This window comes from Thalassobius sp. Cn5-15, from assembly GCF_022347685.1.
In the GTDB taxonomy this organism is placed as follows: domain Bacteria; phylum Pseudomonadota; class Alphaproteobacteria; order Rhodobacterales; family Rhodobacteraceae; genus Thalassobius.
Genome location: NZ_JAKRGF010000001.1, coordinates 193,137 through 219,269, shown reverse-complemented (window position 1 = coordinate 219,269; position 26,133 = coordinate 193,137). Strand labels below are relative to the sequence as shown.

At 59.8% G+C, this 26,133-nt stretch carries 28 protein-coding genes; 15 read left to right on the top strand and 13 right to left on the bottom strand.

The features are described from left to right. Positions 1–106 precede the first annotated feature (106 nt). The gene (locus MHM86_RS01075) at positions 107–1,228 is read right to left on the bottom strand and encodes a DUF6456 domain-containing protein (RefSeq protein WP_239194924.1); all 1,122 of its coding nucleotides are present in this window, start codon (positions 1,226–1,228) and stop codon (positions 107–109) included. Between the two features lie 367 nt (positions 1,229–1,595). Further along, complete coding sequence (locus tag MHM86_RS01070; RefSeq protein ID WP_239194922.1) at positions 1,596–3,140, bottom strand: trimethylamine methyltransferase family protein; 1,545 nt, start codon at positions 3,138–3,140, stop codon at positions 1,596–1,598. A gap of 357 nt (positions 3,141–3,497) precedes the next feature. Here MHM86_RS01070 and guaA point away from each other — a divergent pair, with 357 nt between their 5' ends. The 10 genes from guaA (at position 3,498) to MHM86_RS01020 (ending at position 12,718) form a co-directional block, all read left to right on the top strand. Beyond that, positions 3,498–5,057: a glutamine-hydrolyzing GMP synthase gene (gene guaA, locus MHM86_RS01065; protein WP_239194920.1), complete on the top strand. Its 1,560-nt coding sequence runs from the start codon at positions 3,498–3,500 to the stop codon at positions 5,055–5,057. Positions 5,058–5,177: 120 nt separating this feature from the next. Then, complete coding sequence (locus MHM86_RS01060; protein WP_239194918.1) at positions 5,178–5,456, top strand: putative quinol monooxygenase; 279 nt, start codon at positions 5,178–5,180, stop codon at positions 5,454–5,456. Beyond that, positions 5,453–6,310, top strand: coding sequence for a DMT family transporter (locus MHM86_RS01055; protein ID WP_239194916.1), 858 nt, complete (start codon positions 5,453–5,455; stop codon positions 6,308–6,310). The genes MHM86_RS01060 and MHM86_RS01055 overlap by 4 nt, the downstream gene beginning before the upstream one ends. A gap of 124 nt (positions 6,311–6,434) precedes the next feature. Continuing rightward, positions 6,435–7,514: an OmpP1/FadL family transporter gene (locus MHM86_RS01050; RefSeq protein ID WP_239194914.1), complete on the top strand. Its 1,080-nt coding sequence runs from the start codon at positions 6,435–6,437 to the stop codon at positions 7,512–7,514. A 128-nt stretch (positions 7,515–7,642) separates the two neighbouring features. Further along, positions 7,643–8,515 (top strand): ATPase, encoded by an 873-nt coding sequence (locus MHM86_RS01045; RefSeq protein ID WP_239194911.1) that lies wholly within the window; start codon positions 7,643–7,645, stop codon positions 8,513–8,515. Between the two features lie 99 nt (positions 8,516–8,614). Further along, positions 8,615–9,571 carry a homoserine O-succinyltransferase gene (metA, locus tag MHM86_RS01040; protein WP_239194908.1) on the top strand — a complete coding sequence of 319 codons (957 nt, stop codon included), beginning with the start codon at positions 8,615–8,617 and terminating at the stop codon, positions 9,569–9,571. Continuing rightward, positions 9,568–10,524, top strand: a complete 957-nt coding sequence (locus MHM86_RS01035; RefSeq protein ID WP_239194906.1) for an alpha/beta fold hydrolase — start codon at positions 9,568–9,570, stop codon at positions 10,522–10,524. The genes metA and MHM86_RS01035 overlap by 4 nt, the downstream gene beginning before the upstream one ends. A gap of 45 nt (positions 10,525–10,569) precedes the next feature. Continuing rightward, positions 10,570–11,439, top strand: a complete 870-nt coding sequence (ppk2, locus tag MHM86_RS01030; RefSeq protein ID WP_239194904.1) for a polyphosphate kinase 2 — start codon at positions 10,570–10,572, stop codon at positions 11,437–11,439. A gap of 6 nt (positions 11,440–11,445) precedes the next feature. Continuing rightward, positions 11,446–12,063, top strand: coding sequence for a TetR/AcrR family transcriptional regulator (locus tag MHM86_RS01025; protein WP_239194902.1), 618 nt, complete (start codon positions 11,446–11,448; stop codon positions 12,061–12,063). Between the two features lie 169 nt (positions 12,064–12,232). Beyond that, entirely contained in the window at positions 12,233–12,718 is a 486-nt protein-coding gene (locus MHM86_RS01020; protein ID WP_239194900.1) for a pseudoazurin, read from the top strand. 19 nt (positions 12,719–12,737) lie between these two features. Here the strand turns inward: MHM86_RS01020 and MHM86_RS01015 are convergent, their stop codons facing one another. The 6 genes from MHM86_RS01015 to MHM86_RS00990 all read right to left on the bottom strand — a co-directional run bounded on the left by MHM86_RS01015 (position 12,738) and on the right by MHM86_RS00990 (position 17,432). Continuing rightward, entirely contained in the window at positions 12,738–13,229 is a 492-nt protein-coding gene (locus MHM86_RS01015) for a hypothetical protein (protein WP_239194898.1), read from the bottom strand. Next, positions 13,217–14,068, bottom strand: coding sequence for a DUF3365 domain-containing protein (locus tag MHM86_RS01010; RefSeq protein WP_239194897.1), 852 nt, complete (start codon positions 14,066–14,068; stop codon positions 13,217–13,219). Before MHM86_RS01010 ends, MHM86_RS01015 begins: the two co-directional genes overlap by 13 nt. Then, complete coding sequence (locus tag MHM86_RS01005; RefSeq protein ID WP_239194896.1) at positions 14,065–14,739, bottom strand: cytochrome c3 family protein; 675 nt, start codon at positions 14,737–14,739, stop codon at positions 14,065–14,067. The genes MHM86_RS01010 and MHM86_RS01005 overlap by 4 nt, the downstream gene beginning before the upstream one ends. Positions 14,740–14,917: 178 nt before the next feature. Beyond that, the gene (gene rpsI / locus MHM86_RS01000) at positions 14,918–15,406 is read right to left on the bottom strand and encodes a 30S ribosomal protein S9 (RefSeq protein WP_239194895.1); all 489 of its coding nucleotides are present in this window, start codon (positions 15,404–15,406) and stop codon (positions 14,918–14,920) included. A 4-nt stretch (positions 15,407–15,410) separates the two neighbouring features. Further along, positions 15,411–15,872, bottom strand: coding sequence for a 50S ribosomal protein L13 (gene rplM / locus MHM86_RS00995; protein WP_058317289.1), 462 nt, complete (start codon positions 15,870–15,872; stop codon positions 15,411–15,413). A 183-nt stretch (positions 15,873–16,055) separates the two neighbouring features. Next, complete coding sequence (locus tag MHM86_RS00990) at positions 16,056–17,432, bottom strand: PLP-dependent aminotransferase family protein (RefSeq protein ID WP_239194893.1); 1,377 nt, start codon at positions 17,430–17,432, stop codon at positions 16,056–16,058. 95 nt (positions 17,433–17,527) lie between these two features. Here MHM86_RS00990 and MHM86_RS00985 point away from each other — a divergent pair, with 95 nt between their 5' ends. Further along, positions 17,528–17,761, top strand: coding sequence for a DUF1127 domain-containing protein (locus MHM86_RS00985; protein WP_239194891.1), 234 nt, complete (start codon positions 17,528–17,530; stop codon positions 17,759–17,761). Positions 17,762–17,838: 77 nt separating this feature from the next. Here MHM86_RS00985 and MHM86_RS00980 read toward each other — a convergent pair whose 3' ends face one another. After that, positions 17,839–18,258 carry a PaaI family thioesterase gene (locus MHM86_RS00980; RefSeq protein WP_239194889.1) on the bottom strand — a complete coding sequence of 140 codons (420 nt, stop codon included), beginning with the start codon at positions 18,256–18,258 and terminating at the stop codon, positions 17,839–17,841. Positions 18,259–18,299: 41 nt separating this feature from the next. Between MHM86_RS00980 and MHM86_RS00975 the strand changes: the two genes are divergently transcribed. The 4 genes from MHM86_RS00975 to gluQRS all read left to right on the top strand — a co-directional run bounded on the left by MHM86_RS00975 (position 18,300) and on the right by gluQRS (position 22,876). Further along, positions 18,300–19,112, top strand: coding sequence for an enoyl-CoA hydratase (locus tag MHM86_RS00975; RefSeq protein WP_255722981.1), 813 nt, complete (start codon positions 18,300–18,302; stop codon positions 19,110–19,112). Positions 19,113–19,268: 156 nt separating this feature from the next. Next, on the top strand, positions 19,269–20,594 hold the full coding sequence (locus tag MHM86_RS00970) for a cytochrome-c peroxidase (RefSeq protein WP_239194885.1): 1,326 nt from the start codon (positions 19,269–19,271) through the stop codon (positions 20,592–20,594). 60 nt (positions 20,595–20,654) lie between these two features. Beyond that, positions 20,655–22,022 carry a methylenetetrahydrofolate--tRNA-(uracil(54)-C(5))-methyltransferase (FADH(2)-oxidizing) TrmFO gene (gene trmFO, locus MHM86_RS00965; RefSeq protein WP_239194883.1) on the top strand — a complete coding sequence of 456 codons (1,368 nt, stop codon included), beginning with the start codon at positions 20,655–20,657 and terminating at the stop codon, positions 22,020–22,022. After that, positions 22,022–22,876: a tRNA glutamyl-Q(34) synthetase GluQRS gene (gene gluQRS / locus MHM86_RS00960; RefSeq protein ID WP_239194881.1), complete on the top strand. Its 855-nt coding sequence runs from the start codon at positions 22,022–22,024 to the stop codon at positions 22,874–22,876. The genes trmFO and gluQRS overlap by 1 nt, the downstream gene beginning before the upstream one ends. Before the next feature lie 86 nt (positions 22,877–22,962). Here gluQRS and MHM86_RS00955 read toward each other — a convergent pair whose 3' ends face one another. From MHM86_RS00955 to MHM86_RS00940, 4 genes are read right to left on the bottom strand one after another with little or no spacing between them, the layout of a single operon-like run. Beyond that, complete coding sequence (locus tag MHM86_RS00955) at positions 22,963–23,628, bottom strand: alpha/beta hydrolase (RefSeq protein ID WP_239194879.1); 666 nt, start codon at positions 23,626–23,628, stop codon at positions 22,963–22,965. After that, positions 23,625–24,257: a DNA-3-methyladenine glycosylase gene (locus MHM86_RS00950; protein WP_239194877.1), complete on the bottom strand. Its 633-nt coding sequence runs from the start codon at positions 24,255–24,257 to the stop codon at positions 23,625–23,627. The genes MHM86_RS00955 and MHM86_RS00950 overlap by 4 nt, the downstream gene beginning before the upstream one ends. Then, positions 24,254–25,009: a cobalt-precorrin-6A reductase gene (locus MHM86_RS00945; protein ID WP_239194875.1), complete on the bottom strand. Its 756-nt coding sequence runs from the start codon at positions 25,007–25,009 to the stop codon at positions 24,254–24,256. The genes MHM86_RS00950 and MHM86_RS00945 overlap by 4 nt, the downstream gene beginning before the upstream one ends. After that, a complete protein-coding gene (locus MHM86_RS00940; protein ID WP_239194873.1) occupies positions 25,006–26,076 on the bottom strand; it encodes a cobalt-precorrin-5B (C(1))-methyltransferase in 1,071 nt (356 codons plus the stop codon). Before MHM86_RS00940 ends, MHM86_RS00945 begins: the two co-directional genes overlap by 4 nt. Between the last annotated feature and the right edge of the window lie 57 nt (positions 26,077–26,133).

Genomic DNA, 26,133 nt, shown 5'->3' with positions numbered 1-26,133 from the left:
CCAGTATTGAACAGCTTGTGAGCGTTATCGTCTTTGCCCCTTCGGATTTGTGTCCCTTCGGATTGATGCCGATCGCGCCTTATAGGGTAAGCTGGCTGATCAACGTCTAGCCGATCAGCGCGCCCCCCTCGCCTTCGTCCACGTAGTGCTGATGCAGACGCTCCAGAGCGATGCGCAACACGATTTTGGCGGAGCGGGCGGACCATCCCATGTGGCGTTCAGCAGCTTCCAGACCCTCCAGATAACAGCAACAGCGCAGCGCCACATCCGCCAACCCCGGCCCCAGCGCGTCTAACGCGCGAACGATCCGCACCCGTGCAGCCGCAATTGCGGGTTGATCATCCGGCTGGGCGTCGCCGCCGGCCAGCGGGTTCCACAGCGCCTCATCCTCGGCCCGCAGAGAGGCCAGTTCAAAATCCTCCCGCAATCGTTCACCGGCCGCGACCATGCGCGGCCCCAGAAACAACTGGCCGGACTTATCCCGTCGCCGAGCCAACAGCGCCAGCGGGGTTTCCGCGTGCGCCACCCGTTCCCCCTGTCGCAGATCCTGTCGCAGATCCTGATAGGGCGACCTCGGTTGCGGACGGGACGACGCGCCCTGTGCCATCGTACGAAACCCTGCCTGCGCCTCGGCAAAACCGGCAGGCCCCGTGGCCGCATTGAGCGTCAACTGACGGCGCCCCTCCGCACTGAGCGTATAACGTGACACCCGCCCCGGCTGGGCGCATTCGATCCACCCCCGTAGCGCCAGCGCCTCGGCCAACGCGCGATCGACCACAGATTTGCGCACACCGCTTGCATCAACCAGCACCGCCTTTTCCATGTCAGAGGCCACCGCCAACACCTGCCCTTTCTGCGCCAGACCGCTGAGCAACGGCTGCGCCTCTGCAAAAAACGCCTGCCCCTTGCGGGCTGTCTTGGCATCTGCACCATCGGTGAGCTGGGGTTGACGCATGACGGCCTCCTCTTTGAACGGGTGCTTGGTGCCCAGACGCTGCAGGGCCAAATCGACCAGCACATCATCACGCTGGGATTCCAGTTTACGAATCTGACGCATCACGGTTGAGGCATGGCAGCCCGACAGGCGCGCCAGACGGCGCATTGGCTGGCCGTGCTCCACATGCGCCAGATAAAGACGCGCGGACGGCGGCACCCAATCAGGTATGTCACCCGCTTCGGGGTCGGCTGCCCCATGCGGACGAGTCGGTGATGGCGCGTTCAATTGCATTCTCTTTAACCTCCTTAGATGGGTGCTGCCCCTTGGGTTCTCTGCCCCCGTGCAGCTGCGCCCCAGACCCTTCAGCGAAGCGGTTAGGCATTCGTTAACGGCCGGGGCGTGCTTCAATCTTGATTGCTAAAGTATGAACAAGGCGGAAAAGCGCCGTGCGCAGCTATTGGATGCGCAACACCTTTCAAGGCGATGATATTGCACCCGAAACCGGTCAAAACGGGCGAATCCCCTCGCGCGGCGGCACACTGAAACAGCCGAAAACAGCGTTAACAGCTCCCACGTTTTCAGAGGCTTGCCCCAATGGAAAAGGCGCACCCTGATGCAAGGTGCGCCTTTGGTTTTGGTATCGATGTGACTGTCAGTCTTAGCCGATCACGTCAGGCATCGATTCCTTTTTCTTGACCACGAAGCTGTTCAGCGCTTCGTTGATCGCTGGATCAAGTGCAGGCTGCTGATAGTCGTTCAGCATCTTTTCAACCCGTTCACCGGCCAGTGCCATGGTGTCACGGCTGCCTTCATCGGCCCAGGTTTCAAACGGTTTGTAATCCAGCAGTTCCGAACGCCAGAACGCGGTTTTGAAGTTTGCCTGCGTGTGCGCACAGCCAAGGTAGTGACCACCGGGGCCCACTTCGCGGATCGCATCCATCGCTTGCGCGTTGGTGTCGATTGCAACGCCTTCGGCCATCTTGTGCAGCGCCCCCAGTTGGTCCGCGTCCATGACGAATTTTTCATAAGACGCCGCCAGACCACCTTCCAGCCAACCGCAGGAGTGCAACATGAAGTTCACACCAGCCAGCAGACCCATGTTCAGGCTGTTTGCGGTTTCATAGGCCGCCTGCGCATCGGGCAGTTTGGAACCACAGAAGGATCCAGCCGAACGGTAAGGCAGCCCCAGACGACGGGCCAGCTGGCCAACGCCGTAGGTCACTTGGCTGGCCTCAGGGGTGCCGAAGGTCGGTGCGCCCGAGTTCATATCGATCGAGGAGACGAAGGCCCCCATGATCACCGGCGCACCCTTACGGATCAACTGGCTGTAGGCGATACCGGCCAGTGTTTCGGCCAGAACCTGCGTCAGCGTACCAGCAACCGATACCGGCGCCATGGCACCGCCCACGATGAAGGGCGAGATGATACAGGCCTGATTGTTCTGTGCGTAGACTTCCAGCGCGCCCATCATCACATCGTCGAAAGTCATCGGCGAGTTGATGTTGATGAGCGAGGTCATCACGGTGTTTTCCTGCACGAAATCTTTGCCGAACAGGATCTCGCACATTTCAACGCTGTCTTGCGCACGGCTGGGTTCGGTGACCGAGCCCATGAACGGCTTGTCCGACAGGGTCATGTGGGCCTGCAGCATGTCGAGGTGACGCTTGTTCACCGCGATGTCGGTGGGTTCACAAACGGTCCCGCCCGAGTGGTGCAGCCATTTGGACATGTAGCCCAGCTTCACGAAGTTACGGAAATCTTCCATCGTAGCGTAGCGACGGCCCTTTTTGGCGTCATGCACAAAGGGCGGGCCATAGATCGGCGCCAGAACAAGGTTCTTGCCACCAATGACAACGTTACGCTGGGGGTTACGGGCGTGCTGGGTGAACTGCTTGGGGGCGGTCGAACACAGCTGGCGGGCCAGCCCACGCGGGATCCGCACACGTTCGCCGTCAACGTCAGCACCCGCGTCGCGCCAGCGGTCCAGCGCAACAGGGTTATTCACGAAGTTGACACCAACCTCTTCGAGGATGGTTTCCGCGTTTGCTTCGATGATCTCCAGCGCCTCTTCGGTCAGAACCTCGAAGTTAGGGATATTCCGCTCGATATACTTGGCGGTTTCAAACGATACTGCGCTACGCTCTGCACGGCGTGCTGCACCGCCGCCACCTCTTGCGCGTCTGCGCGATCCTGCTTCGGACATTTTGCCCCCCTCAAGTTCTGAATAACTGTTTCCCGTTCAGCCTAACGTGGGGGCTGGTATGATTTCTTGTCGGGAACGTCACCTGAAACCCAAAAGCGACATAAACCATCCGTATTTATGGCAAGCCAGCATTTGCCCCAGCGTCAGACGCCGCATTGCGGCATAAGAAGCGTCGCTTTTGGACGCACCCCGCCGCATTCACCGTATCGACACGCCGCAAACATATAAAGGGCGCGCAATACGCGCTCAGCAAAGCCCGAGCCACCCTGCGCCCAACCGTCATCCCGCGTCGGTTTTTCCGCACCTTTGCCGCAACAGGCTCTTGCGAAACGGGGCTGGCTTGCCTACTAGGCAAACATGACCCAGACATCACACGACCGCCTTCTTATCATCGACTTTGGCAGCCAGGTCACGCAGCTGATTGCGCGTCGCCTGCGCGAGTTGAACGTCTATTGCGAAATCCACCCCTATCAGAAGGTCACCATCGACTTTGTGCGCGACATGGCGCCCAAGGCTGTGATCTTCTCCGGAGGGCCGGACAGCGTCACCCGCGAGGGCAGTCCGCGCGCACCGGAAGGAATCTTTGATCTCGGCGTGCCGATCCTTGGCATCTGCTATGGTCAGCAGGTGATGATGCACCAGCTGGGCGGCAAGGTCGAAAGCGGCCACGGCACCGCCGAATTTGGTCGTGCCTTTGTCACCCCGCAAAGTCAGCTGGACATTCTGGATGGCTGGTTCGCGGAGGGTGACGAACAGGTCTGGATGAGCCACGGCGATCACGTCAGCGAAATCGCACCCGGCTTTGAGGTCTACGGCACCTCGCCCAACGCGCCTTTCGCGATCACCGCCGATACCAAACGTCATTTCTATGCGGTTCAGTTCCACCCCGAGGTGCACCACACCCCCAAAGGTGCGACGCTTTATGAAAACTTCGTCAAACTGGCGGGTTTCTCTGGCGACTGGACCATGGGCGCCTACCGTCAGGAAATGATCGAAGACATCCGCGCACAGGTCGGCGACAAGAAAGTCATCTGCGCCCTGTCTGGGGGCGTTGACAGCTCTGTCACCGGCATCCTGCTGCACGAAGCGATCGGCGATCAGCTGACCTGTGTGTTTGTGGACCATGGCCTGCTGCGCAAGAATGAGGCGGCGGAAGTCGTCGCGATGTTCCGCGACAACTACAACCTGAACCTGATCCACGCCGACGAAAGCGACCTGTTCCTTGGTGAGTTGGAGGGTGTCAGCGATCCAGAGACCAAGCGCAAGATCATTGGCAAGCTGTTCATCGACGTGTTCCAGAAATACGCCGACCAGATCGAAGGTGCCGAATTCCTTGCCCAAGGCACACTCTATCCTGATGTGATTGAATCGGTCAGCTTCTCCGGCGGCCCCTCGGTTACCATCAAATCGCACCACAACGTCGGCGGCCTGCCCGAGAAAATGGGCCTGAAACTGGTCGAACCGCTGCGTGGATTGTTCAAGGATGAGGTCCGCGTACTGGGTCGCGAACTGGGCCTGCCCGCCAGCTTCATTGGCCGCCACCCCTTCCCCGGACCGGGTCTGGCGATCCGCTGCCCTGGTGAAATCACCCGCGACAAGCTGGACATACTGCGCGAAGCAGATGCGGTTTACATCGACCAGATTCGCAAACACGGTCTGTATGACGAGATCTGGCAAGCCTTTGCCGCCATCCTGCCGATGCGCACCGTGGGTGTGATGGGGGATGGCCGCACCTACGATTACGCCGTGGGCCTGCGCGCTGTGACCTCGGTCGACGGTATGACTGCGGATTACTATCCGTTCAGCCACGATTTCCTGGGCGAAACGATGACCCGTATCATCAACGAGGTGAAAGGCGTCAATCGCGTCTTCTATGACGTCACCTCGAAACCGCCGGGCACCATCGAGCTGGAGTGATCCCGCGATCTGAACTTTCTGAACGGCGGCCTCTTTCGGGGTCGCCGTTTTTCTTTGTCGCGCACAAAACACTTGCGGCAAAGACACCTGCCCGCGATGGTGCAGCGGAAGGAGTGAGTCATGAGTCACAAACACATCCACCTGACAGGCGCGATGATCTGCCCGCCAGAGCGACTGGAGGCGGTGCGCGCTGCGCTGCCCGACCATATCCGGCTGACCCGCGCCGAACCCGGCTGCCTGCGTTTTGAGGTCACCGAAGGCAGCGGTGGGCGATTTGAAGTGGATGAACTGTTTTCCGACCGTGCCGCATTTGACGCCCATCAGGCGCGGGGCGCGGCCAGCGTCTGGGCAAAGGTCACTGCGGGATTGCCGCGTGAATATGAGATTTCCGAGGTTTGAACCGCACGCTTCAGGCCGCCCTCTGGATGAGCGGCGCGATTGTCTCTTTCTCGTCCATGGCCATTGCGGGCCGCGCGATCAGTCTGGATCTGGATACGTTCGAGATCATGTTGTACCGCAGCATAATCGGTGTGGTCGTGGTGCTAAGCGTTGCCGGAGCAACCGGCCATCTGCGGGAGATCACCCGCCGCAACCTCGGCCTGCACTTTCTGCGCAACCTGTGCCATTTTACCGGCCAGAACCTGTGGTTTTACGCCTTGCCGATCATCCCGCTTGCACAAGTTTTCGCGCTGGAGTTCACCTCGCCTCTCTGGGCAATTTTGCTTTCGGCACTGCTGCTGGGAGAGAAGATCACAACACCCCGTGCCGTCGCAGGGGGGCTGGGGTTCATCGGCATCCTGATCGTCGCGCGCCCTACAGCCGACACGCTGTCCGTCGGGCAAATCGCTGCCGCGCTGGCAGCCATCGGGTTTGCCGGATCGGCGGTGTTCACCCGCCGCTTGACACGAACCGAAACCATAACCTGCATCCTCTTCTATCTCACCCTCATGCAGGCACTTTTAGGATTGATAACGGCGGGTTACGATGGGGATATCACCCTGCCCTCCACCGCTCACTTGCCTTGGCTGGCGCTGATTGCGCTGGCGGGATTGGTGGCACATTTCTGCATGACAACAGCCCTTAAACTGGCCCCTGCCAGCGTGGTGATGCCGGTAGATTTCCTGCGCCTTCCGTTGATCGCTGTACTGGGCCTTCTCGTTTACGGCGAGGCGCTGGACCTCTGGGTTCTGGTCGGCGCTTTGGTCATTTTCGCCGCAAATTCCCTCAACATCCGTGCAGAATTGTCACGGTAGCAAAAATCAACCTTCAAGGGCTGGAAGCACGCTCTGGGCCGAGTTTACGCTAGGGTCACATTGACAGGCGGATTTCTGCTTGGCTATGCACATAAGACAAATCTACCATGCAGGGGAGGAATGCATGAACAAGTTTTTGGCAGGGGTCGCGGTAGCGACTCTCACGGCTGGCGCCGTGCACGCAGGTGGTATCGACCGGACCGGTCAGGGCATCTCATTCATGTTCGAAGAGGGCAATGTGGTCGATCTGCGCTTTGGTTCGATCAGCCCCAACGTCTCTGGCTCGGTCGGCGGTGGCGCTCTTGGAACCGGCAATATCACAGAAGATTACACTCAGGTCGCTATCGGCTACAAACAGCAGCTGAATGACAAAATCTCGCTGGGTATTTTGTTTGACCAACCCTTCGGTTCAGACGTGTCCTACCCGACCGGCACCGGCTATCCGCTGGCTGGCACAACCGCAACCGTTGACTCAAATGCGATCACCGCTGTTCTGCGCTACCGCATCAATGACAACGTTGCCGTTCACGGTGGTGTCCGCGCCCTGCGTACCGAAGGTGAAATCACCGGCCTGCCCACACGTGGCGGCATCTATCGTCTGAACACAGACACGCAGACCGACTATGGTTTCCTTGTTGGTGCAACCTACGAAATTCCAGATATCGCACTGCGCGCTGCCCTGACTTTCAACTCTGAGATCAAGCACGATTTCAACGTCGAAGAACAGTTCGGCACCGGCACGGTGTTCAACACCGATCTGGAAATTCGCAAGCCGAAGTCAGTGAACTTCGACTTCCAGACAGGTATCGCGCCGGGCACCTTGCTGCTGGCGTCTGCCCGCTGGGTTGAATGGACCGTGTTCGACATCACCCCGCAAACTCTGGGTGCAAATCTGGCCTCTTATGACAGCAACACCGTGTCCTACACTCTGGGTCTGGGCCGTCGTCTGAACGACAAACTGTCCCTCAGCGCCGTTGCAGGTTACGAGAAGAGCACAGATGATCTGACAGGCAACCTCGGCCCGACCGATGGGTTCACCTCGCTGACCATCGCCGCACGCTACAGCCTGACCGAGAAAACCAACCTCACCCTTGGTGTGCGCCGCGTTTGGCTGGGTGATGCGACCACCCGCGCCCCCGTCTCGGGCGAGTTCACCGACAACACTGCAAACGCCGTTGGCCTGCAGCTGACCCACCGCTTCTGATCCCGATCAGACGGTTGTGAATCAAACCGGGCAATGCCGACATTGCCCGGTTTTTCTATGTTCAGCGCCACAACCGTTGACGCCTTCCCACCCGCTGTCTAGGAACGATCAGGAAGTGAAGGAATGTCATGATTTATCGTAGTGCACAGGACTGGCGCGATGCGCCGCATAAACGGATTTTGTTCTTTGGTATGTCTGGCCTTGGCAAGACCTACCTGTCAAACCTGCTGCGTGATCAGGGCGACTGGTTCCACTACTCAATCGATTACCGCATCGGCACGCACTACATGGGTGAATATATCGCCGATAACGCCAAGCGTGAGGCGATGAAGGTGCCGTTTCTGCGCGAACTGCTGATGTCGGATTCGATTTATATCGGATCGAACATCACCTTTGAAAACCTCACCCCCGTGGCTGCTTATCTGGGCAAACCCGGCACCCCCGACAAGGGCGGGCTGTCCTATGCCGAATACACCCGCCGTCAGGAACAGTTCCGTCAGGCCGAGGTGAAAGCACTGAATGACACTGGCTATTTCATCGAACGGGCAGAGGCGCTTTATGGTTATCCGCATTTCATCTGCGACACTGGCGGGTCGATCTGCGAATGGGTCGATCCAGAGGACGCCAATGACCCGATCCTGAAAGCGCTGGCCAACAACACCCTGCTGATCTGGCTAAAAGGCAGCGAGGATCACACCGATGAGCTGATCCACCGTTTCGACAAAGCGCCGAAACCGATGTCCTATCAGCCTGCCTTCCTCGATCGGGTGTGGAACGAATATCTGAACCTGTTCCAGATGCACGAAGAACAGGTTGATCCCGATGAATTCATCCGCTGGGCCTACGCGCAGGCACTGGCCCACCGTCAGCCCCGGTATGAAGCGATGGCGCGCAATTGGGGCATAACACTGCATATGGATGAGGTGGCTCAGGTGAAGACCGCCGATGATTTCGATAAGTTGATCGCGATCGCCCTTGAGCGTAGTGCAAACCCCGCATAGGGTCCGCGCCTTATTACCCAACGCCCCCTTTGCACCGCGCCCCATTTGGCACGCTGCGTGAACTGACCCCAATAATCCCCAAAGAGGAGCCCGGATAAAATGCCGATTAAACTGCCCGCCGACCTACCCGCCTATGACGTGCTATCGCGCGAAGGCGTGATGGTGATGTCGGATGATCGGGCCACACGGCAGGACATTCGACCGCTGAAAATCGGCCTCCTCAACCTGATGCCGAAGAAGATCCAGACGGAAAATCAATTCGCCCGTCTGATCGGCGCCACGCCGTTGCAGATTGAATTGACGCTGATCCGGATGAGCGATCACAAAACCCGCAACACGGCTGCCGAACACATGGCCAGCTTCTACCGTCCGTTCTCAGATGTGCTGGCCTCCGGCGACAAGTTTGACGGGCTGATCATCACCGGCGCGCCGATTGAACACCTGCCGTTTGATGATGTGGATTACTGGGGCGAGTTGAAGCAGATCTTTGACTGGACCCAGACGCATGTACAGTCCACCTTCGGCGTCTGCTGGGGTGGCATGGCCATGATCAATTATTTCCACGGCGTGAAAAAATACATGCTGGACCACAAGGCGTTCGGCTGTTTCCGCCACCAGAACCGCGCGCCGGCCTCGCCTTACCTGCGCGGCTTTTCCGATGACTGCGTGATCCCCGTCAGCCGCTGGACCGAAATCCATCAGGCAGAGGTGGATGCGGTCCCCGCCCTCACCACCCTTCTGGGCAGTGAAGAGGTTGGCCCCTGTCTGGTCGAAGATCCAGGTCACCGCGCGCTCTATATTTTCAACCACTTTGAATATGACAGCGGCACCCTGAAGGAAGAATATGACCGCGACGTCGCTGCGGGCAGTGCGATCAACGTGCCGATGAACTACTACCCGGACGATGATCCCACCAACGACCCGCAGAACCGCTGGCGCAGCCACGCGCATCTGCTTTACGGCAACTGGATCAACCAGATCTATCAGACCACACCCTTTGACATGGCCGATATCGGCATCAAGGACGGGTCGGACGGGCGGGTCAAACCCCAGTGACCGATGCGCTGACCTACCTTCTGACGATGCTTGCGGGCCTCACTGGCTGGGTGCATATCCGCGCCACCACGGCAGAGAAGGAGGCGGTGCAAAACCATCCGCCTGAAGGTCAGTTCATTGAGGTGGACGGGCGCAAGCTGCATGTGGTGATCAAGGGCGACAGCGGCCCCGATCTGGTGCTGATCCACGGGCTTTCGGGCAATACGCGTGACTTTACCCTATCGCTGGCCGATCGCCTGTCCAGCAGCTATCGCGTGCTGGTCATGGATCGCCCTGGCATGGGCTATAGTGATGTGCTGCCCTCTGACAACTCCGTTGTGGAACAGGCAAGGGTGCTGAAAAAGGCCGCTGGCGCACTTGGCGCACCGATGCCTATTGTGGTTGGCCATTCCTATGGCGGCGCGGTTGCGCTCGCTTGGGCCGTGCGCTTTCCCAACCGTTTGGCAGCGCTTGTCACCGTCAGCGCGCCCGCTCTGCCCTTCGACAGCGCAATGCCGATATATTACTGGCTGAATTCTAATCCGGTCATGTCGCAGTTTTCCGCGCCACTGATGACGGCCTTTGTCCCTGACAGTCTGATCGAGCGGGAGCTGGGTGAAATTTTCGCCCCTCAGCGCCCGCCACTGGGCTACCTCAGCCACATTGGTGCCCGCCTCAGCCTGCGCCGCAATGCACTGCGGGTGAATGCCATGCATCGGGTCAATCTCGCGCGCGAGCTGTCGGCACTGGAGCCGCTCTATTCCTCGATCACCACCCCGACGGAAATCGTGCACGGCGAAGACGACGACATTGTGCCAATGGAAATCCACGCCCTGCCCCTGTCGCACAAGGTCGGCACCTCCAGCCTGACACTGATCCCCCGTGTTGGCCACATGCCACATCATATCGCGCGCGAAGATGTCATGGGCGCCATTCACCGCGCCGCCCGCCGCGCCGGATTGCGCAGCGCGTAAATTCCACCCATAATACCCGTAGGTTATCAGCGCAGGAGGCCCCTAATGGACTTACCTTTTGACGGGGCGATCAGCGCCTTTTACCACAACACCGCCCCGCGTGATCTTCGCGAGGCCATCGCGCAGGCTGACAAGGACGACATCCTGTCGCCCAGCTATCCCTACAAACGTGAGATGCGGCGCAAAGACTACGCCCGTGACATGGCCGCGCTGCAGATCGAACTGGTCAAACTGCAATCCTGGGCGCGTGACAGCGGCGCCCGCATTGCCATCGTCTTTGAAGGGCGCGACGCTGCTGGCAAGGGCGGCACCATCAAACGGTTCCGCGAAAATCTGAACCCGCGCGGCGCCAATGTTGTCGCCCTCTCCAAACCCAGCGATGCCGAACAAAGCCAGTGGTATTTCCAACGCTACATCGACCACCTTCCCAGCGCCGGAGAGATCACCTTTTTCGACCGCAGCTGGTACAATCGTGGCGTTGTGGAACATGTCTTTGGGTTCTGCGAAGCGACTGAGCGCGAAAGATTTTTTGCCCAGGTCACGCCATTTGAACAAATGCTGGTCGATGACGGGATCCTGGTGTTCAAGTTCTGGCTCAATGTCGGGCGCGGCGAACAACTGCGCCGCTTTCTGGCGCGCGAACGCGATCCGCTGAAACAATGGAAACTCAGCTGGATTGATGTCGAGGGGCTGAAGCGCTGGGACGACTATAGCGCCGCTATTGATGAAACCCTGACCCGCAGCCATTGCACGGCGGCCCCGTGGACAATCCTGCGCACAGATGACAAAAAGCGCGCGCGCCTCGCCGCAATCCGCCATGTATTGTCCGCCATCGACTACACCTACAAAGACGCGGCCAAACTCGACACGCCCGATCCATCCATCTGCGGAGGCCCAGAGATATGGGACGTCTGATCATCCATGTCTAAACGCGGCTATCATCACGGAAACCTGCGGCAGGCGCTGGTCGATGCAGCCTTGCAGTTGATCGAACAAAAAGGCCCCACCGGTTTCACCCTGTCGGAGGCAGCGAAAACCGCTGGTGTCACGCCAGCGGCGGTCTACCGCCATTTCGCCGGCCGCGAGGACCTGATCGCCGAAGCCGCGCGTCAGGGCTATGAGATTTTTGCCGATGTAATGCAATTTGCCTATGACAGCGGCCAACCCTCTGCCTTGGCCGCGTTTGCGGCAACCGGCCGTGCCTATATGGCCTTTGCGCGCAAACATCCCGGCCACTATATCGCGATGTTTGAAAGCGGAATCTCCGTCAACCGCACACCGGAACTGGCGCTGATCGCCACCCGTGCGCGGGGTGTGATGGAAAAGGCAGCCACCGATCTATCCCAACATATTCCGGCTGACAAACGCCCCCCTGCCGCAATGTTTTCCGCCCATATCTGGGCGATGAGTCACGGCGTGGTAGAGCTGTTTGCACGCAACTCCCCCGGCACCCAATCGCCCTTTGAGGCCGACGCCCTGCTGGAAAGCGGCATCGGAATTTACTTGCGTGGTCTTGGGCTGATTGATCCCGATTTTTAAATCCGGATCTGCGCTACGCCCCTGCGCTCGCTGGTCGCATTGCCCCGGCAAATCCAAGGGTTTAGGCATCACTATAAGCCATCCAACCCCACCCCTGCGCTGCATGGGACGGGCAGACCGCCGGAAATTATGTTCATCGCCCCGATGAATGTTGGCAAGGACACACCCAATGACATTCGAACTCAATCGCCGTCAGATCATTCTGGCCGGTGCCGCCATGCTGGTTGCAGGCCCCGCACTGGCACAGCAGACCTATACCGTTGATATGTTGAACAAAGATCCCGACGACAAGAAACGTCGCATGATCTTCAAGCCGCTGATCCAAGTGGTCGAGGCAGGCGACACCGTGCGTTTTGCCTCGGTCCATAAGGGTCACAACAGTGAATCCATCAAAGGCATGATCCCCGAGGGCGTGGAGCCGTGGAAAAGCAAGATCAGCAAGGATTTTGACCTGACCCTGACCGTACCCGGCGTCTATGGCTACAAATGTACGCCCCACACGGCAATGGGCATGGCCGGTCTGATCATCGTCAAAGGCGATGGCATGATGGCAAATGTGGAGGCCGCGAAAGCAGTGAAGCACAAAGGCCGGATGAAAAAAGTCTGGGAAGAAATGTGGGCGCAGGTTGAAGCCGAAGGCCTTCTGCAAGGGTAAAACAGATCTATGCGCTAGCCTACTGATAGGCCAGCGCCACCCAGATATGAACACCGATCAGCGGCCACAGGGCCGCTGACAACCCGATATGACAGGTCAGCCAGATCAGGTAGATCAGGTTGGACCGGTATCCCAGCACTTCACGGTTCAACACGCCGGTCAGGGCGACCAGAAAAAACACCACCGTCAGGAGGGACATCCACAAGTGCCCCATGCGGATCGCATGGGCGGCAAAGAGCAGCGTCACCGTCACCCCAGACCACCGATGCAGCACCAGATGCTGGCGCATGTTGCGGTTTTGGCGCAGCACCCTTTTGGCAAACAACACCCATTGCACGGACAGGCAGGCCAGTAGCGCGCAGCCGGTCACGACCTGCACATCAAATCGCGGCAGGTTCAGCCGCAGCGGCAGATTAACCATCCCCAATAGCGCCGCCTGCACACAGATCAGCGAAAACAGAATACCCCCTGCATAGGGCACACGGCGCAATGTCTTGATCATTCTGTGCATGGCGCGTCTCCGTTCTGATCCGGCAGCAACCCAACTGCCAACGCCGCCGCTGCCTCCTTGCGGACACGTGTCAAAAAATGGGCCCGATCCGGCAAAACCAGCTGTGCCTGCCCAACCACAGGCCATGCATCGCCAAAGCGCACCGGTGTGGCAAAGCCCTGCGCCTTGTCCAGATAGTCCCCGTAGGCCAGCGCCACGGCGTGAAACGTCGCCTCCACCGCCTCAAGATACTCCTCCGCAGGCACATCGGCCCGCGGGTAAAGCCATGTGGTCGCCCCCATCACATCGTTGAGTTTCCAGTCCACCTTAGGGCTGTCGGCATGATCATTATGACAGCTGACACAGGGCTGCGCGGCGGCAATATCGGGATACATAGCGATCTGACCAATGCCCTCCTCCGCTGCAAAAACCGGGGTGCGGCTGGCCTTTACGCTGACAAACTGCTGCAATTGCGCATCGCTGAACAGGTTCGATTTGTTGATCGGCGCATCAGATCCCAGATAAAGGCCAAGGCGAATGGGCATCGCCTCCAGCTTGGCGGCGGTGAGGCGCAGGAATAACGCGGGGAGCGGCCCCGCCTCCACTGTGGGGTGTTGCCACTCCTCGTCGAACTTCAACCCCGCCTTCAATCCGGGACCAACGATATCGCGGGTATAGACATCCCGCGCGGCTTGATTGATCGCGTTCACACTGTCAAACAGCTGCGCAACGGGGCGGGTGCAGCCCGATTGCGCCACCTGCGTTGCCTCCGGCAGGGGCGGCGGTGCGGCGGCAAAAAGGTACACCCCCAGACAGGCAAACCCCGCCATCACCCCAGAATACACACGCAGACCACTCATGGCATTTGCCCGCGGACCTGCTTGAAACCGCCATAAGGATCAGCGCCGCCGCTCACATAGCTGCGCAAGGATCCCAGCGGCAGCGCATCCGCCATCCGGTTCGGCACATCATAACGATGATTGCCGTGAAAGTCGTGACAGGTCATACAGCTCCCCCAGTTTTCCTGTTTAATCAATGTGATATGAGGCACATCTATCGGATCTGCCTTCAGCTTCAGATCCTGATGACAGGCAGCGCAAAAGGTGGTGCCGCTGCTGATTTTCACCGTGCCATGTTCCGAATGACACCCCATGCAACTGGTCGCCTCCACCACCTGCGCTGCATCACGAAATCGGGGTTCGCGAAAACGATAGATCGGGTGGCGGTCATTGGCCCGTTCGTGACAGGTCAAACATTGCGCCGATTGCACCGGCTGATAGCCAAAATCCACCGGCGTCGCCCGCAGCCCCGTGAGATATCGCAATTCCGCCTGTATCTGCTGACGCGTACTGCCCGGCGCCGGGATATGGCAACTGGCGCAGGCCGTACCTTGATGTTTCGCCAGCAAAGGCCCGTGTGCCAGCACATGCTGCCCCTGCCCCGCCAGCAGCGCCCATGCAGCCAACAGCGCCGCAGGCACAACCGACAGTACAGCGTAAAGACGCAGTGATTTTGCAGACGGCAACCGCATCACCCCACACCCTCCACCTTTGGACGTTCAGCGCCAGGAACCGCCATACACTCTCAGATCAGGGTAAAGAGATGGTTAACACCTAAATAAAATACAATTCGCGTAAAAGTTTCCGCGCTTCAAAACGAAAAAGGGCCGCCCGAAGGCGACCCTTTGAACCAAATTCCAGAGAAACGAATTAACGCTTCGAGAACTGGAAGGAACGACGTGCTTTACGCTTACCGTATTTCTTACGTTCAACAACGCGCGAGTCACGGGTCAGGAAGCCGGCCGCTTTCAGCGCACCGCGCAGCGACGGTTCGTACAGCTGCAGAGCTTTGGAGATGCCGTGCTTAACCGCGCCCGCCTGGCCGGTCAGGCCGCCGCCTTTAACGGTGGCAACAACGTCAAACTCACCTTCAACGCCAGCAACTTCGAACGGCTGACGCAGGATCAGCTGCAGAACAGGGCGTGCAAAGTACACGCTCATGTCGCGGCCGTTTACGGATACTTTACCGGAACCCGGTTTGATCCATACACGGGCTACAGCGTCTTTACGCTTGCCGGTTGCGTAGGCGCGGCCCAGTTCGTCACGAACCGGCTCACGGTTTACTTCTACTTCGGTCACTGCTGCGGCGTCGCCTGCAACTGCACCCAGCTCTTCGAGCGAATTGATTTGATCGGTCATCTCATTAGCTCCGGGTGTTCTTGGAGTTCATGGACTTCACGTCCACAACTTCAGGGCTCTGGGCTTCGTGCGGGTGCTCTGCACCAGCGTAAACGCGCAGGTTGGTCATCTGCTTGCGCGACAGGCGGTTGCCCGGCAGCATGCGCTTGACGGCTGCGGTTACGACGCGCTCAGGATAGGCGCCTTCCAGGATCTGACCGGCGGTGCGGTGCTTGATGCCGCCCGGGTGGCCAGTGTGCCAGTAATATTTTTTGTCGGCACGCTTGTTGCCGGACAGTTGGATCTTGTCAGCGTTGATGACAATCACGTTGTCGCCCATATCCATGTGAGGAGTGAAGGACGGCTTGTGCTTGCCACGCAGACGCATGGCGACGATCGAAGCAAGACGGCCCAGCACCACGCCTTCGGCGTCGATGATGATCCATTTCTTGTCGATGTCTGCCGGAGTAGCAGAGAAGGTTTTCATCGCGGGAGTACCCTTGTTCAGTGAAGGAAACAGGGCCACGCCCGATTTCCGAATTCGATTGCGGGTTTATACAGCCCCTGAAATTCGGGTCAACTGCAGCAATGCAGTTTTTAACAAGCAAAATCAGATGGTTATAAAATAGGTATTAAAATACCCCGCATTTATCCACCACCTAGCCGGCGATCAGACGCCGATTTCTTCCTGCGGATTGTCCAGCAACTCGGCCAGACGCAGAATACCTGCTTCAAACCTCTCTTGATCAACCATACCATTCACCGCAATCCGCACCGCATGCGGCGCGCGACCATCACGCAGGGCGAAATCCTCTGCGCTGCGCAACAGAACGCCACTGCTTTCCGCAGCATGCAGGAAACTGGCAGTACGCCACCCCTCAGGCAGGCGCAACCACAGCAGCGGCACATCCTCATTCCAACTCAGGTCGTAGGCGCCAAGGTGATTCACCGCGGTACGCACCAGTTCACTGATCCGCGCCCGGACCTTGGCCGCAACCGTCAGCATGCGCGGATCCTCCATAAAGTGTAGCGCCAGATCGCTGAGCACAGGCGACAAGCCGAACGAGTTGAAATGCGCCGTGCGTTCCAGATCAGCAACATACTCCTTCGGCGGCACGACGTAACCCACCCGCAGCGCAGGTGTCAGCGCCTTGGATAGGGAGGACACGTACCAGCCCCGTTCAGGCAATAGCGAGTAGTAGCTTTCCGCCTGATGATTGCCGATCGAGTAGCAGTCATCATCCACAATATGCAGCCCAAGGCGCCGCGCCAGCTGCGCCACCTCCTGGCGACGGCGGGCAGAGGTAAAGCGCACGGTGGGATTGCTGACTTCGGACGAGGTGCAGAACAGCTGCACCCCCTCTTCACGCACCAACCGTTCCAGATCGGCAACCACAGGCCCCTCTTCATCGGTGCGCACCGCCACAGCGCGGGCATTGCACAGCGCAGCGGCGCGGCGGAACCCCGTATAGGTCAGTTCCTCCACCGCGATCACCGGATCGGGTCCCTTCAGCACAGTTTGCATCACCATCAACAGCGCGTTCTGCGCGCCGTGAGTCAGCACCAGCTCCTCCGCTGTGAAGGCCCCGACAGGCAGATCCGACATCCACCGTCGCAAGGCCCGGCGCAGCGGCAGATCCATCGCGCGGGTCGGATAACTCAGCAGATCGCGGGCGCCGATAGTGTCCGCCGTTTTGCGCATCGCGTCGCGGATCAATTCGCCCTGCCCCATGTCCGGCAACAGCGGGCTGCGCAGGCTGAGGATTTGGGGCCAGTCGTAAGACGGATCGCTGCGTGTCGTGGTTTCGGCCACAAAGGTGCCGCGCCCCACGCCAGCGCTCAACACGCCCTCCTCCGTCAGCACGGAATAGGCCCGCGCCACTGTGCCCGGCGTAACCGACAGCTGGTAGGCCAGCTCACGCACAGGCAACAGCTTCTCGCCACTGCGCAGGTCGCCAACCGCAACGCCATCTCGGATCGCATTGGCCAGCGCTTTGTACTTAGATCGACCGGCATTCGACAGATCTGGCAACCAATTTGTACCCATAACAATGTTTTCCTAGACGGATTGTGCTGTGATTTTGTATCAATATACTTGTAGCCAGATTGCTATATTGTGTCAATACAATTGGGAGCAATTCAATGCCAGACGCAAGAACATCGACCGTCTATGACGTGATCACCTATGATCTTGGACAAACTGCGCCACTTGCGGCGCAGCTCGCACTGAGCTTCGCCATTACCCTGACACATTGGCATCGCCGCCATCATACGCGCAAAGCGCTTCGTGCGCTGCCCGATCACATACTCGCGGATGTCGGCCTGTCACGTGACGCGGCTTATACGGAGGCCCGTCGCCCGTTCTGGCGTGCATGACATTCCCCGTCCATGCTGGAACACCACTTGGGCCGGGGGATCCTTCCCCGGCCCCTTTTCTTTTGCCGATCAAGCCCTTAGCGTGGCGGGATCGAATAAGTCATCGAGGCGCGCGCCACCGGCGCCTCCATCCCGTCGGAAAACAACAGAACATCCCCCACCGCCAGCACCTTGCCCAGCTTCAGCAGGCGACATTCGGCCAGCAGATCCGCATGCGCCACAGGTTTGCGCATAAAGTCCAGCGACGAAGACGTTGTCACCGCCAGCGCTTTGGGTCCGATCATCGCCATGATGGCAAAATACACCGCCACATCCGCAAGCCCAAACATCGACGGACCCGACACGGTGCCACCGGGGCGCAGATGTTTGTCCTGCACCTTCAGCCGCACCTTGATGCGCATCTCCTCCAGCTCCTCAATGACAAAATCATCTTTGATCTGGGGAAACACCTTCGCGATAAACTCCTCCAGCTCTGCGGCATTCATTTCCAAGGACATAACACTCCTCCTCTGGCCTCCCTCATTCATACAGGCTAGGATTGAGCCAACCTGAGGAGGAGGGCAAGATGGCGATTTTAAAACGTAGCGACAGCGGTGCGGTGGCGCGACTGACACTGAACCAGCCAGAGAAACTAAATCCTCTCAGCGATGAGATGCTGACCGCCCTGCAATCGGCGTTTGACGAACTGGCCAGCGACAGCAGCATTCGCGCTGTCATCCTATCCGGTGCAGGCAAGGCATTTTGCGCAGGACACGACCTGAAACAGATGACCGCCGCCCGTGCAGACGCCGATGGGGGCCGCGCTTATTTCAAGGATCTGTTCAACCGCTGCGCCACCATGATGCAAACCATCCAGCGCCTGCCCCAGCCAGTGATTGCCGAGGTGCAGGGCATTGCCACCGCCGCAGGCTGCCAGATGGTCGCCAGCTGCGACATGGCCATCGCCGCCAGCGGCACGCGCTTTGGCGTCAACGGGGTGAACATCGGGCTGTTCTGTTCGACGCCAATGGTCGCCCTGAGCCGCAATATCCCGCGCAAACAGGCGTTTGAGATGCTGACCACCGGTCAGTTCATAAGCGCCGAGAGGGCGGAGAGCCTGGGCCTGATCAACCGCGCGGTGGCGCCCGAGGATCTGCACGCAGAAACAGAGGCGCTGGCCCAGCTTGTTGCCGAAAAACTGGGCGCCGCAGTGAAGATTGGCAAAGAAGCCTTTTATAAACAGTTGGAGATGGGCCTCAGCAACGCCTACGATTACACGGGCGATGTGATGGTTGAAAACATGCTGCACCACCAGACAGAGGCAGGCATTGAGGCCTTCCTTGAGAAACGTAAACCTGAATGGGATCAATAGGTTCACTTGCGCACCGCCGTTACCTTCGCGGCTGATCTCGCGCAAATTGAGGCAATTGTTTCCAAATTCCATGTGGATTTTTTCCAAGTGACCACTTTGCTGCCGCAATTCCGCCTGCTATTGCCTAATTGTGGGCCAAATCACGGCCCCTTGATCATGCGAGCCTGGGTCGCCGCTTTTGGCGTCACATCTCTCACGGCCACACTCTCACTGGCCGAAGACGCAGTCGAACGGGATCTGTTAGATCTACCGGCCGCGGCGACCCACGCAACCTTTCCCGAACCAGATCTGGCGCAGGTACTTTTGGGGCAGAAGCTGTTTTATGATCCCGTACTGTCGGGCAACCGCACTGTCGCCTGCGTCACCTGCCACCATCCCAGCCTTGGCACCTCTGACGACATGTCACTGTCGATCGGCGATGGCGGCATCGGCCTGGGCCCTGATCGTCGTCTGCGCGACGGCGAAACCGTACCGGGGCGCATTCCGCGCAATGCGCCCGCGCTATGGAACCTTGGCGCCAGCGACATCACCGTGATGTTTCATGATGGCCGGGTCGCAACCGACGCCTCGGCCCCGTTCGGGTTCCAGATGCCCCCCGACCGCCCGCTGCCCGGGGCGGTGGATAGCGTGCTGGCGGCACAGGCAATGCTGCCGATCCTGTCACCGGAGGAAATGGCAGGACAAGAGGGCGAAAACCCCGTCGCCGACGCGGTACATAATAATGACCCGTTCACGGCATGGGCGTTACTGGCCGCGCGGGTGGCGGCGATCCCAGAATACCGCGAACGCTTCACCGCCCTACAGGGCGAGCGCGCCATCGCCATGCCCGACATCGCCAACGCCATCGCCGCATTCATCGCCTATGAATTCCGCGCGGTGAACAGCCCCTTTGATCGTTATCTGGCGGGCGATGACACGGCGATGAGCCAAGAGGCGCAGAAAGGCATGGCACTGTTTTATGGGCAGGCAGGATGTTCGGGCTGTCACGCCGGCCTGTTGCAGACGGATCAGGACTTCCACGCCATCGGCACGCCGCAGATTGGTCCCGGCAAGGGAGGTGAGGTGCCTTATAGCGACACTGGTCGTCACATGGTCACGGGGCAGCTGGTTGATTTCTACCGCTTCCGCACGCCATCCTTGCGCAACATCACCGAAACCGCGCCCTACGGTCACGCCGGGGCCTTCGCCGACCTTGAGGCAATGCTGCTGCATCATATGGGACCAGTGGACAGCCTGCTGACCTATGATCGCACACAGGCCCGCCTGCACCCCCTGCCCCTCAACGATTTTGCCGCGCTTGATGATGAGGTCGAACTGCTGGACATTGCCGCTGCCATCGAACTGCCCGGCATTGATCTGGAAGAGGCCCAGATGCGCGCCATCCTCGCCTTCTTGGGCGCGCTGACGGATGAGGCATCGCTTGAGGGGCGCCTTGGGGTGCCGGACAGCGTGCCGTCGGGGCTGCCGATGGATCAGCCGTAAACCACGCGTTCGCATTTCTCAGCTCTTTCCAAAACGGTCAATCTGCCCTACATCGCGGCCATGGATAAAAAACTGCATATCGTCGGCGGCGGCCTCGCCGGATCGGAAGCGGCCTGGCAGGCTGCAAACATGGGTGTCGAAGTGATCCTGCATGAGATGCGCCCGGAGGTGGAAACCTTTGCGCATCAGACGGGATCGTTCGGGGAGATGGTGTGTTCAAACTCCTTCCGCTCGGACGACCATGAACAAAATGCGGTGGGGCTGTTGCATTGGGAAATGCGCGCCGCCAACGGGCTGATCATGCAGATGGCCGCGAAACACCGCCTGCCTGCGGGTGGCGCATTGGCCGTTGACCGCGATCCCTTCGCTGAAAGCGTCACGCAGGCGCTGCTGGATCACCCCAATATCAACGTTGAATATGGCGAAGTGACAGAGCTGCCCAGCGAAGGGCATTGGATCATCGCCACCGGCCCGCTGACCTCGGCCAAGCTGGGCGCGGCCATTCAGGCGGAAACAGGATCCGAACGTCTGGCCTTCTTTGATGCCATCGCGCCGATTGTCTATGCAGATACGATCAACATGGACGTGGCATGGATGCAGTCGCGCTACGACAAGGGTGAGACAGAGGAAGAGCAGAAAGCCTACCTCAACTGCCCGATGACCAAGGATCAGTATGACGCCTTCATCGCGGCCCTAATGGCGGCGGAGAAGACCGAATTTCATGATGGCGAAACCGCGACCTATTTTGACGGCTGCCTGCCGATCGAGGTGATGGCAGAACGCGGCCACGACACGCTGCGTTTTGGCCCGATGAAACCGGTTGGCCTGACCAACCCGCATGATCCCGAAAACAAACCCTACGCCGTGGTGCAGCTGCGCCGCGACAACGCACTGGGGACATTGTTCAACATCGTTGGTTTCCAGACCAAGATGAAATACGGCGCCCAGACCGAAGTGTTCAAAATGATCCCGGCACTGGAAGATGCCAGTTTCGCCCGCCTGGGCGGCATCCACCGCAACACCTTCCTGAATTCGCCCACCTTGCTGGATGATCAGATGCGCCTGAAATCGCGTCTGGGAACGGGCGGCAGCATCCGCTTCGCCGGGCAGGTCACCGGGGTTGAGGGCTATGTGGAAAGCGCCGCGATGGGCCTCTTGGCTGGTCGCCTCGCCGCAGCAGAGATCCTCGGGCAGGATCTGCCAACAGCCCCGCAGGACAGCGCCATGGGCGCCCTGATCCACCACATCACCGGCGGGGCCGAGGCCAAGACGTTTCAACCGATGAACGTGAACTTCGGCCTATTCCGTCCTGTCGAAGGCCTGAAGGGTGGCCGTCGCGGCCGCAAAGACCGCTACAAAGCCTACACAGACCGCGCCAAGCAGGTGTTCCAAGAGTGGCTGGATACACAGGACAGCGGGCAAGTCTAATGCCCTTCGTGACCCGGTTCGCCCCCAGCCCCACAGGGCCATTGCATCTGGGTCACGCTTATTCTGCCCTCTTAGCCCATGACATGGCCCGCGCGGCAGGCGGACGGTTTCTATTGCGGATTGAGGATATTGATCGCACCCGTGCGCGCGCACAGTGGGAAGATCAGATCTATGAAGACATCCGCTGGCTTGGCCTCACATGGGACGCGGCACCTTTGCGCCAATCCGACCGTCTGCCAGCCTACCACGCGGCACTGGAACGCCTGTGGGAACGCGGCTTGCTCTACGCCTGTGATTGCACGCGGCGCGATATCCAATCCGCGCTCACCGCCCCGCAGGAAGGGGGCGACCCCGCCTTTGGTCCCGACGGCCTGATCTACCCCGGCACCTGCCGTAACAAACCACGCCCGGAAAAAATGCCCGAAAGCGCCGCGTTACGCCTCGACATGGCGCGCGCAATAGCGACCCTGAACACAGATACGATCAGCTATGAAGAGACCGGCGCGCACCCGCAGACCGTGATCACCCCCACCCCAGACCTCATCTCAACTGTGGGTGATATCATCCTGTCAAGGCGCGATTTTCTGGGATCGTACCACCTCTCCGTCATCCTGGATGACGCGCATCAGAACATCACCCATGTGGTGCGCGGCCAAGACATTTCTGAGGCCACGCAAATCCACGTGCTGCTGCAACAGCTGCTGGGCCTCCCAACACCCTGCTACCATCATCACCGCCTGATCCGCGACGCGACGGGCAAACGACTGGCCAAACGTGATGATGCGCGCGCCATCGCCAAATACCGCGCAGATGGCGCCAGCCCCGCTGACATCCGCCGAATGGTCGGCCTCTAACCCCAGTCTTTCAATGCTGCTGACTGCTGCGGCGGACTTGGCCGCAGGCCAAGCAGGGGGCAAAGGGCCCCCTGTCGCGACCGCCCTTAAAGCCCCAGTTTGTCGCGCATAAACGCCAGCGCCACCGACAGACCATCGGGCGCGATACCATGCGCGGTGCCCTTCATGATGTGGGCATAAACCTCTTTGAACCCAGCCTCATCCAGCGCCTCTGCCGCCTCAGGCAGGGACTGCGGCGGCACCACGTCGTCCTGATCACCATGCACCAAGAGGATCGGCGGTTTGCTCACCGCCTCATCCTTCAAGAGTTCCGGCGCCAGCAGACGGCCGGAAAACGCGACGATGCCCGCAATCTCATCCTCACGACGCGGCGCCACCTGCAGCGACATCATCGTGCCTTGGGAAAAGCCGAACAGCACCATCTGTTCCGGCAGCAGATCCTCATCGACCAGCAACGCATCAAGGAAAGCGTTCAGATCTTCCGAGGCCTGCATCAAGCCCCGCTCTGCCTCTTCCTCAGATGATCCATCGATCCACGGGATCGGAAACCACTGGTATCCCATAGGTGCACCGGCGCAGTTTTCCGGCGCATCGGGCGCGATGAACAACGTGTCTGGCAGATGATCGGCCAGCGGATCGGCCAACCCCAACAGGTCAGCCCCATTGGCGCCATAGCCGTGCAGAAAGACCACGACCGACCGTGTCACCCCTGATTTGGCCTCTTTACGGCCTGCCTGCAATACACGTGTCATCTGATACCTTCCCGTTGTTTGACATGCCTGTAATAGGCAAAGAGCTGACGCGCTGCAACGGCGCGCCATGGCCGCCAATTTTCGCTTAGCCTGCGCAGCTCTCGCTCTTTGGGCCGCGCCTCCATCCCATAGAGATGCTGCGCCGCCACCTGCAGCGCCAGATCACCGGGGGCAAAGACATCTGCGCGGCCAAGTGAGAACATCGCGTAGATCTCTGCCGTCCAGACACCGATGCCTTTGACGGCAGTCAGCGTTTCAATCACCGTTGCATCCGGTGCAGATCGCAGCCCATCGTAATCAATCCCCGCCTCGGCCAGCGCCAGCGCATAACGTGCTTTTTGCTGTGACAGGCCGAGGGCGCGCAACTCGTCAAAGCTGTAGGCCAACACGCCCGCAGGGCTGGTGCACCCTGCCTCCTGCAAGCGTTTCCAGATCGCATTGGCCGAGGCCACGCTGACCTGCTGGCTGACGATCGCGGACAACAACTCGCCAAACCCGTCCGGTTTACGGCGCAATGGTAAGGGGCCCGTCGCCTGATAGGCCACCGCCATACGCGGGTCGTTCTGGCACAGCCATTGAACCCCTTCCGCCACGCAGGCGTCCGTTTCAATAATACGCCCGACGCTCACGACGTGCTCCTTTGTGCAATCGCCCAGTCGAGTGCCGCCGCGACCGTATCCACCTTCAACCCCTCGGGCTGCGTTGGCCGGTCGATCATGATCACCCGAATACCCAGCGCCCGCGCTGCCGCCAGTTTCGCCCGACCAAAACGGCCACCGGCGTTTTTGACGACCAGCGTGTCGATGCGCAGGCGTTCAAACACCTCCCGCTCATCCGCTTCAGAAAACGGCGGGCGGGCGACCAGATAGCGGCCTTGTGGCAGGGGAAAGTCACCTGCGACCGGATCAACGACCCGCAGCGTCACGTCACAATGCGACAGCCCCATGGACTCCGATCCCATGAAATCCGGCAACGACTTACGGCCTGTAGCCAGAAACACCTTCGCCCCCGCCGCGATCCGCGTCACGGCTGCAGTTGGTGAGGCCACACAGGTCCAGAACTCCCCCGCTTCGGGAACCCACGCAGGGCGCAGCAGTTGGCAGTAGGGCAAAGACATCTCGGCCGCGACCTTGGCCGCGCGGTGCGACATGGCACTGGCGAAAGGATGCGTGGCGTCCAAAATGGCCGTAATTGCAGTCTCCCGCAGGTACGCACCAAATGCCGCCTCGCCGCCAAAACCGCCCACGCGGGTTGGCACTGGCAAGGGTTTCGGCGCCTCCGTCACCCCGGCGAGCGAGGCAATCACCGGCACATCTGCCGCCGCCAGCCCTTCGGCCAGCTTGCGCCCTTCGCCCGTGCCCGCCAACAGAAGGATCGTCATGCGCCACCTGCGGGCGCAGCGGTGCGCGACAAAAGGTTGCCCGCACGATCAATGATCACGATGTCTGCGCCGACCTCATCGGGCAGCATGGCACGCACCTGCACCAGCGCCTTTTCAGCGATCAGATCTGCCATGGGTTTTCCTGTGATTGTATAGGCTTGCAGCGCCGTATTGCAGTTGGCCAGATCAGGATTATCCAGCCAGTTGGCCAGCATTTGAAAATCCACCTGAGAACGCCCCGAATGCAGATCCCGCGCCCCTTGGGCCAGTTTGGTGATCTTGCCAATGCCGCCACCGATGGTGATATGCGGGACCGGATGTTTGGCCACATATTTCAACAACCCGCCAGAAAAATCGCCCATATCCAGCATCGCGTGGTCAGGCAGGCCGTAAAGCCCCTGCACCACCTTTTCAGACGTCGCCCCAGTACAGCCCGCCACATGGCCCAAACCCTCGGCCCGTGCCACATCCACGCCGCGATGGATGGACGCGATCCAGGCCGCACAGCTAAAGGGCCGCACAATCCCCGTGGTGCCAAGGATCGACAGACCGCCAACGATGCCCAGTCGCGGGTTCCATGTCTTCTTCGCCAGTTCCTCGCCCGCAGGCACAGACACGGTGATCTGGATATCAGGCGCACGGCCTAAACGTGCAGCGACCTCTTCGACAGTCTGGGTCATCATCTGTCGCGGCACGGGATTGATCGCGGGTTCACCGGGGGGGATCGGCAAGCCGGGTTTTGTCACCTGCCCCACGCCCTGCCCGCCGACGAAGACCACGCCACCGTCGGATGCCTCCACCCGCGCCAGAATCAGCGTGCCGTGAGTCACATCGGGATCATCGCCTGCGTCCTTGATAATCCCCGCCTCGGCCCAGCCGTCGCCCCGGCGGGCATTGACCACCTCAAACTCCGGCCGCTCGCCGCGTGGCAGGGTGATGCGCACACGGGCTGGCACCGCTTCACCCCATAGCATTTTCAGCGCGGCACGAGTGGCCGCCGTGGCGCAGGCGCCGGTGGTCCAGCCACGGCGCAACTCTTTGGGATCTTTCTGAGGTTTCCTGCTCATTCGCGCCTTCCTTTGGCCGGACTATAAAGCGCGACGTTAGCGCCGCCAATATGTCGT

What these genes read in the sequence shown, in the direction of transcription:
- MHM86_RS01075 (WP_239194924.1), bottom strand. Translation starts at nt 1,228, where the DNA reads ATGCAATTGAACGCGCCATCACCGACTCGTCCGCATGGGGCAGCCGAC.
- MHM86_RS01070 (WP_239194922.1), bottom strand. Translation starts at nt 3,140, where the DNA reads ATGTCCGAAGCAGGATCGCGCAGACGCGCAAGAGGTGGCGGCGGTGCA.
- guaA (WP_239194920.1), top strand. Translation starts at nt 3,498, where the DNA reads ATGACCCAGACATCACACGACCGCCTTCTTATCATCGACTTTGGCAGC.
- MHM86_RS01060 (WP_239194918.1), top strand. Translation starts at nt 5,178, where the DNA reads ATGAGTCACAAACACATCCACCTGACAGGCGCGATGATCTGCCCGCCA.
- MHM86_RS01050 (WP_239194914.1), top strand. Translation starts at nt 6,435, where the DNA reads ATGAACAAGTTTTTGGCAGGGGTCGCGGTAGCGACTCTCACGGCTGGC.
- MHM86_RS01045 (WP_239194911.1), top strand. Translation starts at nt 7,643, where the DNA reads ATGATTTATCGTAGTGCACAGGACTGGCGCGATGCGCCGCATAAACGG.
- metA (WP_239194908.1), top strand. Translation starts at nt 8,615, where the DNA reads ATGCCGATTAAACTGCCCGCCGACCTACCCGCCTATGACGTGCTATCG.
- ppk2 (WP_239194904.1), top strand. Translation starts at nt 10,570, where the DNA reads ATGGACTTACCTTTTGACGGGGCGATCAGCGCCTTTTACCACAACACC.
- MHM86_RS01025 (WP_239194902.1), top strand. Translation starts at nt 11,446, where the DNA reads ATGTCTAAACGCGGCTATCATCACGGAAACCTGCGGCAGGCGCTGGTC.
- MHM86_RS01020 (WP_239194900.1), top strand. Translation starts at nt 12,233, where the DNA reads ATGACATTCGAACTCAATCGCCGTCAGATCATTCTGGCCGGTGCCGCC.
- MHM86_RS01015 (WP_239194898.1), bottom strand. Translation starts at nt 13,229, where the DNA reads ATGCACAGAATGATCAAGACATTGCGCCGTGTGCCCTATGCAGGGGGT.
- MHM86_RS01010 (WP_239194897.1), bottom strand. Translation starts at nt 14,068, where the DNA reads ATGAGTGGTCTGCGTGTGTATTCTGGGGTGATGGCGGGGTTTGCCTGT.
- MHM86_RS01005 (WP_239194896.1), bottom strand. Translation starts at nt 14,739, where the DNA reads ATGCGGTTGCCGTCTGCAAAATCACTGCGTCTTTACGCTGTACTGTCG.
- rpsI (WP_239194895.1), bottom strand. Translation starts at nt 15,406, where the DNA reads ATGACCGATCAAATCAATTCGCTCGAAGAGCTGGGTGCAGTTGCAGGC.
- rplM (WP_058317289.1), bottom strand. Translation starts at nt 15,872, where the DNA reads ATGAAAACCTTCTCTGCTACTCCGGCAGACATCGACAAGAAATGGATC.
- MHM86_RS00990 (WP_239194893.1), bottom strand. Translation starts at nt 17,432, where the DNA reads ATGGGTACAAATTGGTTGCCAGATCTGTCGAATGCCGGTCGATCTAAG.
- MHM86_RS00985 (WP_239194891.1), top strand. Translation starts at nt 17,528, where the DNA reads ATGCCAGACGCAAGAACATCGACCGTCTATGACGTGATCACCTATGAT.
- MHM86_RS00980 (WP_239194889.1), bottom strand. Translation starts at nt 18,258, where the DNA reads ATGTCCTTGGAAATGAATGCCGCAGAGCTGGAGGAGTTTATCGCGAAG.
- MHM86_RS00970 (WP_239194885.1), top strand. Translation starts at nt 19,269, where the DNA reads ATGCGAGCCTGGGTCGCCGCTTTTGGCGTCACATCTCTCACGGCCACA.
- trmFO (WP_239194883.1), top strand. Translation starts at nt 20,655, where the DNA reads ATGGATAAAAAACTGCATATCGTCGGCGGCGGCCTCGCCGGATCGGAA.
- gluQRS (WP_239194881.1), top strand. Translation starts at nt 22,022, where the DNA reads ATGCCCTTCGTGACCCGGTTCGCCCCCAGCCCCACAGGGCCATTGCAT.
- MHM86_RS00955 (WP_239194879.1), bottom strand. Translation starts at nt 23,628, where the DNA reads ATGACACGTGTATTGCAGGCAGGCCGTAAAGAGGCCAAATCAGGGGTG.
- MHM86_RS00945 (WP_239194875.1), bottom strand. Translation starts at nt 25,009, where the DNA reads ATGACGATCCTTCTGTTGGCGGGCACGGGCGAAGGGCGCAAGCTGGCC.
- MHM86_RS00940 (WP_239194873.1), bottom strand. Translation starts at nt 26,076, where the DNA reads ATGAGCAGGAAACCTCAGAAAGATCCCAAAGAGTTGCGCCGTGGCTGG.